A 13,388-nucleotide genomic window follows, 5' to 3' on the forward strand; every position below is an offset into this window, starting at 1 on the left:
TTCGCTGGAAATGTCCAGTTCCGGTAAACTTTTGGATGGCGGCAAGCCTGCGTTCGGCTGCATTTTCAAAAAATGTAAATTTTTATGGCAAATTGCTGGACTTTACATCAAATCTTTTCGTAATATTCACCATTCATTCATTTTATTGAAGCTGCCTTGTTGGGCTAAACAGGTAAGCGGCTGACTCTACCAGTTTTTCAGTAGATTTTTGTTTTTAGGGGCTTTCATGTCATTTGCTGATTCGTTTGAACGCAAGTTTTTGTTCGTGCTTACCCGTGGGCTGGCATTGCTGTTTATCTTTGGCTTATTGGCAGCGATCGTGATTGGGGGAATCATCGTTAGCGATAAGTTGATGCCGAAAGAGTCAACAAGCGTTTCAGCGCAAGAAGTCGTGGATGCTATTGCGCCGCCTCTGCCAGAGACACCTGTCACTTCTGATGCTTCTTCGGCTGTGGCTTCACCCCCGCCAGACCCCATGATCTTACCCGGTATCAAGCTGCCATTTGTTTTGCAGAAACATTTCAGTGCGCCCGAACGTATCAAGGTGTTACGTGACTGGTTATCAGGGTTGGATACCAGTCAACGGCAAGTTTTTCTGGAGGAAATGGCAGCAGCCGTTACGGAAGCGGAAAGCCGGGGTGTTGATGCGCTGGAAGCGGTCAACAAATACAAGGAAATCAAGTTTGACAAGCTGAAGCAGGAAGAATTGGCAGCGGCTAAATTGGCAACGCAACGGATGACTTATGCGGGTGTAGCGTTTGGTGCCATTTTGTTGATTGCCTTGTTTAGCCTGATTCTGGTGTTGCTGGCGATTGAGCGTAATACCCGTCGGGGGCAAGCATGAAACGGATCGTGATAGGCTTGTTGTTGGGCACGGTATTGGTTGCCTGCAACGAATCAGCCGAAAACAAGCAGGCAAATTCAACCGAGCGTTTCCCCGGTTTTACCCAAGTTGGCACGGATGGGGCGAGTGCTCGTTTGTATATCGACCTGAGCAGCATCAAGCAATCCGACAATCTGGTGCAACTCAAACTGGTGAAGGCACTGGATGCTGGGTATGTGATTCAGGATGCGATCACCAACTGTAACGACAGTTTCAAGGCGTTGGAAGGTGTGCAGTATCGGGATGACGGTACAAGCGACAAGCAATATCCGGGCGATGAGCAGCCGTTACCGTTTGCGAGTAAACCGGATATTGCCGCTTTGGTAAAAAAGGCGTGTGACAAGGCGGGTGTAGCGCAGCAGGTGGCTACGCCTGCGGTTGAAAAACCAAGGTCTGAGGACAAGCCAAAGACTGCGGAAAGTGCTTTGCCCGAAGAAACACCCGATAAGCTGAAAACCCGTGCCGGGTTGCTGGAAATAGCGCGTAGTGACTTCAATTCACCGCCTGATTCGTTGGCGTTGAACGGGAAGGTGATCTTCAAAGACGAAGGCTCTTATCTGTCGTTATACCGAGTATTTAGTTTCGCCGACCATGATGCGGTGTTGTTTGCATCCAACTGTGGTGGTTCGGGATGTCCAATGAATGATTTTGCTTTTCTGGTGGTGAAGCAAGGGGCTGAACCAACGGTCATCAAGGCAGATGATTTTTATGCGTATCCGAGTGCGGTTAAAACGGCGCAGGACGGTAATACGGTCAAGTTGGATTTGGGTTTTTCCGGGGGGAAACGCAAGCGGGCTACGCTGGAAGGGGAGCAAGTGACGGTTCGGTTGGAAGACGTTCCCCCGCAGCCGTTGGAGGAAGCGCAATGCAAGTGGTTGTATACCGATATTATGCCCGCCTGTGTGGAGGCGCGAAGCAGTAATTCTGATTGTACTGAGCCGCAGGGGAATTTTGGCGGGTTTGCAATGCGGGGCGTGGCGGCAGTCTCCGATTATCCGGGCTTTGTGCAAAGCGGGTTTGATCAGCAGTGCCAACAGATCTGTCGGGATGGCAAAGCCAGTGATTACGCCGTGTTTGGCGGCGAAGTGTGTTCCAAGCCTAAACCAGCAGGCGCAATGCCTGCACCCTCTACCAGCCCAGCTTCAGCCGATAAGGTCGATGCTTTAAAAGGTTGTGAAAACCTGATGAATACAGCAGGGCAGGCGTTGGAGTGCATCAAAGGCAATTTGCAGCCGGAAAAAGATCGGCTGAATGCGGCGTATAAAACCCTGTTTGATGCGCTCCCCGTGGAAAAACAGGCGCAACTCGAAGCCGAGCAAAAAGCATGGTTGGCAAAGCGTGATAGTGAATGCGGCAAGCTGACCGATGAAACACCCGCCTCCGATGGCATGGGTATGGCGGAATGTATTTTCAAATTCGTCAGTACACGGGCGGATGAACTGGCAAAGATGCCTGTACCTGCGGCTAGTGCTGTCAAGAATGACGGATTGCCTCGTGTTAAAGAAGGTGATGATTATGCCAACGTCCGCAAAGCCTTATTGGCGGATGGCTGGCAACCGTATCACGCGCCTAATGCTGATACTTGTATGGAGGGTGATACACGTTGCCAAGGCAGACCTGAAATGGAAGCCTGTGCGGGAACGGGTATGGCTAATTGCAACTTCCTCTGGAAAAAAGACGGCAAAACCATTGCGGTTCACACCATTGGCGAAGGCGAACCCGGTGTGACGGGTTTATCCCTTGTGCCATCTGAAGAAAAACCAACGGCTGCCAATACGCAAGGCGAGTGGTATGTCAGCACTGCTAAGCCTGTTTTGGTGGTGCGTAGTACTCCCGATGTCACGGGCGAAAAGATTGGGACTGTGCCAGAAGGTGGCAAAGTCAAAGTGCTGGAAAAGAATATCAAGGCGGATTCTATCAGTGGTCGTTCGGGTTCGTGGGTGAAGATCGAATGGCAGGATACAGTTGGATATGTTTTTGATGGCTTTTTAGTTCATATTTTGTGAAACAATATTTAAGATTGAGTTTGTTTTTTTAAAGGATTATTTATATGAGTGTGAAGGTTTTGTTGGATGATCAGATTGATAAGTTATTTGAAGATAATCCTGAATTAAAAATCGTTAATAAAAACCAATTTGAAGTTGCCGTTGCTTTTTTCTCAAACTTAAAATATTTACACGGACTTGATAGTGATGATTTGATTGATGGTATAATGGGAGATGGTGGTGATGAGGGCATCGACCATTGTTATGTATTCTGTAATGGTTTTTTGATTTCGGATGAAAATTTTCCAATTAATAAAGAAAGTCATGTTAAGGTTAAATTTTTTCAAACAAAAAAAGAAAATGGATTTAAGACAGACGGGTTTAGAAAGTTAAAAGAAGGCATTGAAGAAATTTTTGATCTTGAGTTAAGCTTGGATCACTTAGAAAATATAGGTGCTAATAGAGATTTTTTAGAAAAAGCTGAATTGATCAGGAAGATTTTTAGAAAAGCCAGTCGAGAGAGGGCAAAATTTAGTTGCGAGGTTTTCTATGTGACTGCTGCATCTGATAAAAACATATCGGAAAAAATAGAGCAAATGAAAAAGCAGTTGCAAGCTCCCTATGTGTCAAGCTACCCTGAGACCACCCCGATAGCGAAATGAATGTATAATCGGGTCAAGACACAGGAAGCAAGACGATGCCGAAACCAACCAGTGAATTACCGGACAACCACGTGATGCCAAACCCACGCCATGAAAAGCGCACCTACCGCTATTTCAGTGCAGCAGACAAGAAACGCATCCTTGCCGAAGCTGATGCCTGCGCTCACGGTGAATTGGGTGAACTGCTACGCAGAGAGAAGATTTACAGCACTCAACTGCAAACATGGCGCAATCAATTGGCAACCGCAGGCGAAACGGGCTTGGAGAACGCCACGGTGGGACGTAAACCGTCAAAAGACAGCAAAGATAAAGCGATAGATGCCCTCCAACGCGAAAACGCCAAGCTGGAACAACGTCTACAGGTGGCGGAAGGCTTATTGGAACTCCAAAAAAAAGCCTTCACGCTATTGGATCACCTGAACAACGTGAGCCGCTCATGAGTATCCTACTGGAAAGCCGTCCCCCCGGATGTCTCCGTGCGTGCAGGTTGTGCCGCCTTGGCGCTATCACGTGCCAGCTATTACCGCTACAGTAGCAACCAGACGGTCATTGACGTGGTGGCAAACGACGCAGTATCTGACGCTGTGCCGGTGTCTGATGAACCGGCACCGATGGCGGAAACCACCGCAGCGGTTGAAGCCATTGCTATCGTTGAAACCGTTGCTGCCGTCCGCCCGATCCCGGACAATGCTCTAAGTGCCGCCGAACAGGAACAGGTACTGACGGTACTCAACAGTGAACGCTTTGCTGACCAACCACCCGCCGAAGTGTATGCCACCTTGCTGAGCGAAGGCATCTATTACTGCTCCGTCAGCACCATGTACCGCCTGCTGCGCAAAGCTCGGCAAATCGGGGAACGCCGTCCCCAACGTCAACCTCAGACGCACGCCATGCCGCGCCTGCGAGCCACGCGCCCCAACGAAGTGTGGACGTGGGACCGGAACGTGTCAAGCAAATTGAGACCGGTCTGTTAAAAAATAAAACTACAAACAGGCTTTTTTGGCAGCCGATAATGTAGGGAAATTCACTGCTATGTTTTCATCCGCTTCGTCAGGATGTGCCGGATTAATCCACACTTCCTTGGGCGGCAACTTAACGACGGGCGCACCGTTGATGAACCGTTTTGGGTTGGTTTCATAGGCGGTTTGCAATGCCGTTTGGCGGCAAATAGCCACGTCGCCCACCCGATTCGTGAACACTTGTTCGGGGGTGAAGAAAGCCAAGCCACTGTGTTGGTGGTCGAAGTTGTACCATTCCACGTAGTCGGCAAACCATTCCCGCGCATGGCTGACACTGGCGAAGCGTCCGGGGTAATCGGGTTGTTGCTTGCAGGTCTTGAACTGGCTTTCGCTGAACGGGTTGTCGTTGCTGACTCGTGGGCGGCTGTGGCTACAGGTGATCTCCAGTTCTGCCATCAGGTCGAGGTAGCCGTGAGCCGTCATGGGTGCGCCCCGGTCTTGGTGCAGGGTGAGTTCCCCCAAGCCAATGCGGTAACGGGTGCTGGCTTCTTGCATCAGTTGTTTGGCTAGGTGGCTGTTCTCCTTGCGGGAGACCATCCAGGCGACGATGAAACGGCTGTACAAGTCCAGCACCACGTACAGTGACAGGTAAACACCGCGTTGTTCAGTCGCTAACTTCGTGATGTCCCACGTCCACACTTCGTTGGGGCGCGTGGCTCGCAGGCGCGGCATGGCGTGCGTCTGAGGTTGACGTTGGGGACGGCGTTCCCGATTTGCCGAGCTTTGCGCAGCAGGCGGTACATGGTGCTGACGGAGCAGTAATAGATGCCTTCGCTCAGCAAGGTGGCATACACTTCGGCGGGTGGTTGGTCAGCAAAGCGTTCACTGTTGAGTACCGTCAGTACCTGTTCCTGTTCGGCGGCACTTAGAGCATTGTCCGGGATCGGGCGGACGGCAGCAACGGTTTCAACGATAGCAATGGCTTCAACCGCTGCGGTGGTTTCCGCCATCGGTGCCGGTTCATCAGACACCGGCACAGCGTCAGATACTGCGTCGTTTGCCACCACGTCAATGACCGTCTGGTTGCTACTGTAGCGGTAATAGCTGGCACGTGATAGCGCCAAGGCGGCACAACCTGCACGCACGGAGACATCCGGGGGACGGCTTTCCAGTAGGATACTCATGAGCGGCTCACGTTGTTCAGGTGATCCAATAGCGTGAAGGCTTTTTTTGGAGTTCCAATAAGCCTTCCGCCACCTGTAGACGTTGTTCCAGCTTGGCGTTTTCGCGTTGGAGGGCATCTATCGCTTTATCTTTGCTGTCTTTTGACGGTTTACGTCCCACCGTGGCGTTCTCCAAGCCCGTTTCGCCTGCGGTTGCCAATTGATTGCGCCATGTTTGCAGTTGAGTGCTGTAAATCTTCTCTCTGCGTAGCAGTTCACCCAATTCACCGTGAGCGCAGGCATCAGCTTCGGCAAGGATGCGTTTCTTGTCTGCTGCACTGAAATAGCGGTAGGTGCGCTTTTCATGGCGTGGGTTTGGCATCACGTGGTTGTCCGGTAATTCACTGGTTGGTTTCGGCATCGTCTTGCTTCCTGTGTCTTGACCCGATTATACATTCATTTCGCTATCGGGGTGGTCTCAGGGTAGCTTGACACATAGGGCATCAAGCGTGCTACCGGATTGCCGTGGGTGGTGACAATGATTTCTTCACCTGCTTGTGCGTATTTCAGGTATTCGGAAAAGCGGTTTTTGAGTTCGCGGACAGCAACGTGCATAACGGTTATCTCATTTGTGGCTACATTTCTCTATTGTAGACACAGTTTGAGGTATTTGCACGATCAAGAAACGGGAAGATGTTACCCCCCAATCTCCCCCATCAACTTAACCACCCACTCCTCCCGTTCCTCCACCGTCGGCAATTCCACCTCAAACCGCAATTTATCCTGCCCATCCAGCTTAAACACCCACGGGCGTTTCTGGATCAGGGTAATCACCTTCATCGGGTCAATATTCGGCTTGTCGTCGAAGATAATCCGCCCGCCCTTGATGTGCATATCCAGCTTGCGGATGCCCAGTTCCTGCGCCAGCAACTTGATCCGCGTGACGCTGAACAGCGTCTTGGTCGGCTCTGGCAGCAGCCCGAAGCGGTCGATCATTTCCACCCGCAATTCGTCCAGTGCCGCCTGCGATTCCGCGCTGGCAATGCGTTTGTAGAGGATCAGCCGCGCATGGACATCCTGCAAATAGTCGTCCGGGATCAGCGCAGGCGCACCTAATTCCACGGTAGTATGGTTACGATGCCACCGTAAGGGCGGTTCGCGAACCGCCCCTACATCACCGGATTTCAACGCCTTCACCGCCCGTTCTAGCAGGTCGTTGTAGAGGTTGAAACCGATCTCCTGAATCTGCCCGCTTTGCCCTTCGCCGAGCAATTCGCCCGCGCCGCGAATCTCCAGATCGTGCGTCGCCAGCGTGAAACCGACCCCCAGTTCTTCCAGCGATTCAATCGCTTCCAACCGCTTGACTGCATCCGGCGTGAGCGCGGATTTCGGCGGCGCAATCAAATAGGCGTAAGCGCGGTGGTGCGAACGCCCGACCCGCCCGCGCAACTGGTGCAATTGTGCCAGCCCCAGCTTGTCGGCACGGTTGATCAGGATCGTGTTGGCGGTCGGCACGTCGATGCCGCTTTCAATGATGGTGGTGGCAATCAGAATCTGGAAACGCTGGTGGTAAAAGTCGCTCATGATGCTTTCCAGATCGTGCGCCCGCATCTGCCCGTGGGCATGGCGCACCGTCACACCGGGCAACATCGCGCTCAGTTCCTGCTCCACTTTGTCGATGGTTTTGACCTCATTGTGCAGCACGTACACCTGCCCGCCGCGTGACAACTCCCGCGCACACGCCTCCTGAATAATGGTCTTGTTCCACTCGCACACAAAGGTTTTGATCGCGTGGCGTTGGGTCGGCGGGGTAGCAATGATCGACAAATCGCGCAAGCCCGACAGCGACATGTTCAGCGTGCGCGGAATCGGCGTGGCGGTCATGGTCAACATATCGACATTGGCACGCAGCTTTTTCATCTGCTCCTTGTCGCGCACCCCGAAGCGGTGTTCCTCGTCGATAATCACCAGCCCCAGTTGCTTGAAATGTACATCGTCCTGCAACAGCTTGTGCGTGCCGATCACGATGTCGATCTTGCCGGACGCGAGTGCCTCCAGTGCCTTGCTGGTTTCCTTGCCGGTCTTGAAGCGTGACAGCGATTCGATATTGAACGGCCAATCGGCAAAACGGTCACGGAAATTGTTCAAATGCTGCTGCGCTAGCAAGGTGGTCGGCGCAATCATCGCCACCTGCTTGCCCGCATTTGCCGCCACGAACGCTGCCCGCATCGCCACTTCGGTCTTGCCGAAACCCACATCACCGCACACCACCCGATCCATCGGTTGCGCGGAACGCATGTCCTTGATCACGTTTTCAATCGCCAATGCCTGATCCGGCGTTTCCTCAAACGGGAACGCGCCTGCAAACAGGCGGTAATCGTTGTCGTCAAACGGGAAGCTGTGCCCCTGTTGCGCGGCACGCCGGGCGTGGATGTCGAGCAATTCCGCAGCCACATCCCGCGCCTTTTCCGCCGCTTTTTGCCGCGCTTTGTCCCACTGCTCATTGCCGAGGCGGTGCAAGGGCGCGTGTTCGGGGTCAGCCCCGGTGTAACGGCTGACCAGATGCAGCGCGGCAACGGGGACGTACAGCTTGTCGTGGTTGGCGTATTCGATCAGCAAATATTCCGCCGTCACCCCGCCCGCCGTGACCGTTTCCAACCCCAGATACCGCCCGACCCCGTGTTCCTCATGGACTACGGGTGCGCCTTCGTTGAGGTCGGTGAGGTTGCGGATAATGGCATCGGCATCGCGGGTGGCTTTGCGGCGACGGCGTTGCTGCTGGATTTGCACGCCGTGCAGCAGGTTTTCGGGGATGATCGCTATCTTCGCATCGGGCAGCCAGAAACCATTTTCCAGCGGCGCGACCGTGACCGCCATTTCCGCTTTGCTACCGAGGAAATCCTGCCAGGTTTCTAGGACTTTGAGAGGGGATGTCGGACTAAAGTCCGACCTACGGGAAGCGTCATCTTGTAGGTCGGACTTTAGTCCGACAAACTGCTCCCGCAATAACGTCATCAAGGCTTCTCGTCGCCCGGCAGATTCGGCGGTGAATAATACGCGCCCTTGCAGGTCTTTGAGGAAGTTGAACAGCAGGAACAGGGGCTGTTCTTGGCGGGCGTGGATGAGGAGCGAGGGCAGAGCAGCGATGGGGTAGTTGATCGAAGAAACCCCTCCTAACCTCCCCTTATCAGGGGAGGGACTGGAGAGGGGAGCTTCTTTCTCCTCCCCTGATAAGGGGAGGCCGGGAGGGGTTTCTTTAAATCTTTGAACCTCAATCCGTGGATAATCCCCCACCCAGCTTTGCAGCATCGCCGCCGTCAAAAACAACTTCTCCGGCGCAAGCAACGGTCTTTCCACATCATGCCGCCGCTGCTCATAGCGATACTCCACCGTCTCCCAGAACGTTTTGACGGCAGCATCCACACCCTCAGCGAGTACCAGCAGCGTCTTCTTCGGCAAGTAATCAAATAACGTCGCGGTATGCTCAAAGAACAGCGGCAAGTAATATTCAATCCCCGCTGGTGGCTTGCCCTGACTCACGCCTTCGTAAATGCGGCTACGGCTCAGATCGCCTTCAACTTGCGCCCGATAATTCTGGCGGAAGGTGCGAATCCCCGCCTCATCCAGCGGAAATTCCCGCGCTGGTAGCAGTTCAATACTGTTTACCACATCTTCAGTACGCTGCGTTTCCGGGTTGAACGTGCGGATCGAGTCAATTTCCTCGTCAAACAAATCAATCCGGTAGGGCGTATGGCTGCCCATCGGGAACAAGTCGACCAGCGAACCCCGCGTTGCGTATTCGCCATGTGCCATTACCTGACTGACGTTGCGGTAGCCTGCTTCTTCGAGTTGCTTGCGTAGCTTGTCGATATTGAGCGGCGAACCTTTGCGCACCACGAAGGTATGCCCGTGTACATAACTGGTCGGTGCAACCCGGTGTAACAGCGTGGTGGCTGGCACGAGCAAGATGCCGCGTTTCAAGTTTTGCAGCGTTGCCAGCGTTTTCAGGCGTTCGGAAATAATGTCTTCGTGCGGCGAAAACACATCGTAGGGCAGGGTTTCCCAATCCGGGAAAATGTGGCGCGGAATTTCCGGGGCGAAGAAGTGCAATGCGGAATCCATCTGGTAGGCGGTATGCACATCCGGCACTGCCAGCAGCAGCAAACCATCAAAGCCTTGCGCGGCTTGGGCAATCAGCCAGTCGAGGGATGCGCCGTACAACTGCCTCCAGCGGACGTGACCGTTAGAGGATGTGGGGAAGTGGGGCTTGAGCAATGCAGGCATGAATTCGGGCTTTTATTCTGGAAAGTCCCGGATTCTAGCGGATGGCGGCGTGTTTGTCCTGAACCTGTATAGCTTCTGTGGCAGTTTTGAGGCGATGGGCTAATTCGTCACGCTCCTGTTGGGTGAGGTGTTGCAAGACGTAATCACGGTTAGCCATTGCCCCTTTGTGCCCTTGTGCGGCAGCACGCGATAGCCAAAATGCAGCGGTTGGAAGGTCTTTGGCAGTGCCAATGCCGTGTGCTATATGCGTCCCTAAATTAAATTGGGCGCTGGCATTACCGGCTTCAGCGGCTTTATGAAACCATTGATACGCTTCAGCGAGGTCGGTTTTGACGCCTTGACCGTGGGTAAACATAATCGCCAAGCCCAGTTGTGCATCGGTATAGCCTTGCGCGGCGGCTTGGCGATACCAATGCAGTGCCATGTCGGTGTCTTTGGGGATGCCTGAACCTTGCTCATACATAAATCCTAAGGTGTATTGCGCTGCCGGATTGCTACCCTGAGCGGCTTTGCGTATCCAGTCAATGCCGGTATCACGGTTTTGGGTGATACCCTGTCCGGTCAGGTATTTGATGCCGAGATTATATTGTGCGCCTGCTTCACCTTGTTTGGCGGCTTTGCGATACCAGTGAATCGCGTCACTGAGGCTCTGGGTTAAGCCTTTGCCTTCTTCGTACATCAGCCCCAGATTAAACGCAGCGGCTGCATCGTCTTGTTCAGCGGCTTGGCGAAACCAATGCGCGGCTTGTGCGAGATTTTGGGGTAGAGCCGTGCCTTGCAGGTAACGCACCCCCAGATCGAACTGGGCATTGATGTGTTGATTTTGCGCGGCTTTTTGATACCAGTAAGTGGCTTCTTCTGGGTCGGCGTATTCGCTAGTGGTGAAATCGTGCAACAGGGCGAGATTGTATTGCGCTTCTGCATCCTGTTGCTGGGCGGCGCGTTCCAGCCAATCACGTGCTTTGCTGATGTCTTTGAGGGTGCGTAAGTACAGCAGCCCTAGGTTATATTGCGCGTCAACATAACCGAGTTTTGCCGCTTGTTCGTAAAAACTCACCGCTTTGGCAGTATCTGGCTTTACATGGATGCCGTTTTCGTAAAGATTAGCAAGTTCAAAGAGTGCGGGTGAATAATCCAACGCTGCTGCACTTTCGAGTGATTTCAGCCCATTGGCAATATCGGGTTGTTTGCCGTTGTTTGGCGCTAACAATGCTTGCGCAGTAGCAAAGTGCTCAACCGCTTCTGCGGATGTTGGTTTCGCGATAACAGTGCCCGGCAAAGCCAATGCGAGTAATATCGAGGCAACTATACCCAGACGTAAAAAAGCCGTACTCACGTACATGATAATGTAGCCCCCACAGTAAGAAATCAGGAAAAATCTTGAATTTTGTTCTAAATATAGTTTGATTATAGATTGGCGAGACTTTCAGATAAACAGTTTTTATGGAAAATCGTGCGTACAATGTTGTACCTTGTGTCGGTTAAGGTTAGTGTCAGGTTCAAATGTTTTTTAGTCAGGAGTTAGGGTTGTGGCGGAAGAACCAGTTGAGATAAAGGGTGAAATGACCCTGCTTAGTGTGTTGCGGCTGGCATCTGTCGATCTGAAGCTTATTCAGGAAACGGTCAAAAATAAACAGAACAGTTTGCCGCAGTTGTTTGATAATAGCCCTTTATTGGTCGATTGCAGTCGCTTGGGTGAAGCCTGTGCAGCGTTGGATTTTACCGCGTTACGCGACCTATTGCTGGAATTGGGCTTCATTCCGGTGGGGATACGCAATATTGCTGAAGAATGCCGTGAATTAGCGCTTCAGGCTGGCTGGGCGGTATTGCGATCGGGGAGAGCCACGGGAGCACCGAGTCGTAGCGAGCGTCCGGTTGAGCCAGCATTGGAAGAAGTGCCAACAGAAGATGCACCTTGTCATCCCATGACGAGTGTGAGAGTGGTGAATCAGCCGTTGCGTTCCGGTCAGCAAGTGTATTTTCCTGAAGGTAATCTGGTTATTTTAAAGCAGACCAGTGCAGGTTCAGAAATTCTTGCTGGCGGTTCAGTGCACGTTTACGGCTCATTACGTGGGCGGGTGCTGGCAGGCATTGGTGGCGATACCAGTGCGCGAATTTTTTGCCAGAAGCTGGAGGCTGAACTGGTGTCGATTGCCGGGCATTACCGTTTGTTGGATGATATTGACACTAATTTGAAAGGTTCACCGGCAATGGTGTGGTTGGATGGTGAAAAATTGAAAATCACCGCAATGTTCTGAAAACTTCCCATTTCTATACTAAATAATAGCGGTCGCATCTGTTAATATCATTAAGGTGTTATAAGGTCGATACTCGTCACGCGATGTTAATAAAAAGGAGCATCTTTTGAGCAGAATAGTTGTCGTTACCTCCGGTAAAGGTGGGGTTGGCAAAACCACAACCAGTGCGGCATTTGCGACCGGGCTTGCTATACATGGTTATAAGACCGCTGTGATTGATTTCGATGTCGGGTTGCGTAATCTTGACCTGATTATGGGGTGCGAGCGCCGCGTGGTGTACGATTTCGTCAATGTTATCAATGGTGAAGCGTCACTGAATCAAGCCTTGATTCGTGATAAACATGTGCAGAATTTGTATGTTTTGCCCGCTTCCCAAACCCGCGATAAGGACGCTTTGACCCCCGAAGGCGTGGGTAAAGTGATGGATGAGTTGCACGCGCTCGGTTTTGATTTCATTGTGTGCGATTCCCCCGCCGGTATTGAGCGTGGTGCACACATGGCGATGTATTATGCTGATGATGCGATTGTCGTGACTAACCCCGAAGTTTCCTCAGTGCGTGATTCCGATCGCATCCTCGGCTTGCTGCAAAGTAAAACGCATCGGGCGGAACGCGGCGAAGGCGTGCGTGAACATTTGCTAATTACCCGTTACTCCCCAGCACGGGTGAAGGCAGGCGAAATGTTGGGCATGGAGGATATTCTGGAAATTCTTGCCGTGCCCTTGATCGGCGTGATTCCTGAATCACAAAGTGTCTTGCAGGCATCCAACAGCGGTGCACCCGTTATTCTCGACAAAGCCAGTGATGCCGGTCAGGCATACGATGATTTTGTACGCCGCTTTTTGGGGGAAATGGTGCCGCACCGCTTCCTAGAAGTGGAGAAAAAGGGTTTCTTTAAAAAGCTGTTTGGGTGATCTATGGGATGGTTTAATTATTTTACGCAAACGAAACAAACCAGTGCCAAGGTTGCCAAAGAGCGTTTGCAAATCGTTATCGCGCATGAACGGCTTGACCGCAATGGCCCGGAATATTTGCCACAATTGCGCCGCGATATTATGGAAGTGATTCGTAAATACGTATTGATTACGGAAGATCAAGTGACGGTTCAGTTCGAGAAAGGCGCTGATTTTGATGTGTTGGAGCTAAATATCGCCTTGCCTGAACGCGACCATCCGTGAAGTATCTGTGGGGCAAG

Annotated in this window: 14 protein-coding genes; 8 read left to right on the plus strand and 6 right to left on the minus strand. The window is 52.2% G+C overall.

Annotated elements, in window-relative coordinates:
* Nucleotides 1-226: 226 nt before the first annotated feature.
* The 5 genes from L2Y54_RS12080 to L2Y54_RS12100 are packed head-to-tail and all read left to right on the plus strand — an operon-like array spanning nt 227 to nt 4,504.
* Nucleotides 227-844, plus strand: coding sequence for a hypothetical protein (locus L2Y54_RS12080; RefSeq protein WP_236496362.1), 618 nt, complete (start codon nt 227-229; stop codon nt 842-844).
* Nucleotides 841-2,889 carry a lysozyme inhibitor LprI family protein gene (locus tag L2Y54_RS12085; RefSeq protein ID WP_236496363.1) on the plus strand — a complete coding sequence of 683 codons (2,049 nt, stop codon included), beginning with the start codon at nt 841-843 and terminating at the stop codon, nt 2,887-2,889. Before L2Y54_RS12080 ends, L2Y54_RS12085 begins: the two co-directional genes overlap by 4 nt.
* 44 nt (nt 2,890-2,933) lie before the next feature.
* Nucleotides 2,934-3,530 (plus strand): hypothetical protein, encoded by a 597-nt coding sequence (locus L2Y54_RS12090; protein WP_236496364.1) that lies wholly within the window; start codon nt 2,934-2,936, stop codon nt 3,528-3,530.
* A gap of 35 nt (nt 3,531-3,565) precedes the next feature.
* Entirely contained in the window at nt 3,566-3,970 is a 405-nt protein-coding gene (locus tag L2Y54_RS12095) for a hypothetical protein (RefSeq protein WP_236496365.1), read from the plus strand.
* A 36-nt stretch (nt 3,971-4,006) separates the two neighbouring features.
* Nucleotides 4,007-4,504 (plus strand): hypothetical protein, encoded by a 498-nt coding sequence (locus L2Y54_RS12100; RefSeq protein WP_236496366.1) that lies wholly within the window; start codon nt 4,007-4,009, stop codon nt 4,502-4,504.
* A gap of 9 nt (nt 4,505-4,513) precedes the next feature.
* Here the strand turns inward: L2Y54_RS12100 and L2Y54_RS12105 are convergent, their stop codons facing one another.
* The 6 genes from L2Y54_RS12105 to L2Y54_RS12130 form a co-directional block, all read right to left on the minus strand.
* The gene (locus tag L2Y54_RS12105) at nt 4,514-5,221 is read right to left on the minus strand and encodes a DDE-type integrase/transposase/recombinase (protein ID WP_236496367.1); all 708 of its coding nucleotides are present in this window, start codon (nt 5,219-5,221) and stop codon (nt 4,514-4,516) included.
* A complete protein-coding gene (locus tag L2Y54_RS12110) occupies nt 5,161-5,673 on the minus strand; it encodes a hypothetical protein (protein ID WP_236496368.1) in 513 nt (170 codons plus the stop codon). Before L2Y54_RS12110 ends, L2Y54_RS12105 begins: the two co-directional genes overlap by 61 nt.
* Nucleotides 5,674-5,689: 16 nt before the next feature.
* On the minus strand, nt 5,690-6,073 hold the full coding sequence (locus L2Y54_RS12115) for a hypothetical protein (protein ID WP_236496369.1): 384 nt from the start codon (nt 6,071-6,073) through the stop codon (nt 5,690-5,692).
* Nucleotides 6,074-6,108: 35 nt separating this feature from the next.
* Nucleotides 6,109-6,267 carry a type II toxin-antitoxin system Phd/YefM family antitoxin gene (locus L2Y54_RS12120; protein ID WP_236496370.1) on the minus strand — a complete coding sequence of 53 codons (159 nt, stop codon included), beginning with the start codon at nt 6,265-6,267 and terminating at the stop codon, nt 6,109-6,111.
* Between the two features lie 81 nt (nt 6,268-6,348).
* Nucleotides 6,349-9,936: a transcription-repair coupling factor gene (gene mfd / locus L2Y54_RS12125; RefSeq protein WP_236496371.1), complete on the minus strand. Its 3,588-nt coding sequence runs from the start codon at nt 9,934-9,936 to the stop codon at nt 6,349-6,351.
* Between the two features lie 34 nt (nt 9,937-9,970).
* On the minus strand, nt 9,971-11,278 hold the full coding sequence (locus L2Y54_RS12130; protein ID WP_236496372.1) for a tetratricopeptide repeat protein: 1,308 nt from the start codon (nt 11,276-11,278) through the stop codon (nt 9,971-9,973).
* 187 nt (nt 11,279-11,465) lie between these two features.
* On the opposite strand from L2Y54_RS12130, the gene minC reads away from it, so the two are divergent.
* The 3 genes from minC to minE all read left to right on the plus strand — a co-directional run bounded on the left by minC (nt 11,466) and on the right by minE (nt 13,371).
* Entirely contained in the window at nt 11,466-12,194 is a 729-nt protein-coding gene (gene minC, locus L2Y54_RS12135) for a septum site-determining protein MinC (protein ID WP_236496373.1), read from the plus strand.
* A 106-nt stretch (nt 12,195-12,300) separates the two neighbouring features.
* On the plus strand, nt 12,301-13,107 hold the full coding sequence (gene minD, locus L2Y54_RS12140) for a septum site-determining protein MinD (RefSeq protein WP_236496374.1): 807 nt from the start codon (nt 12,301-12,303) through the stop codon (nt 13,105-13,107).
* 3 nt (nt 13,108-13,110) lie between these two features.
* A complete protein-coding gene (gene minE, locus L2Y54_RS12145) occupies nt 13,111-13,371 on the plus strand; it encodes a cell division topological specificity factor MinE (protein ID WP_236496375.1) in 261 nt (86 codons plus the stop codon).
* Nucleotides 13,372-13,388: the final 17 nt, after the last annotated feature.

Origin of the sequence: Thiothrix winogradskyi, assembly GCF_021650935.1 — a bacterium.
In the GTDB taxonomy this organism is placed as follows: Bacteria; Pseudomonadota; Gammaproteobacteria; order Thiotrichales; family Thiotrichaceae; genus Thiothrix; species Thiothrix winogradskyi.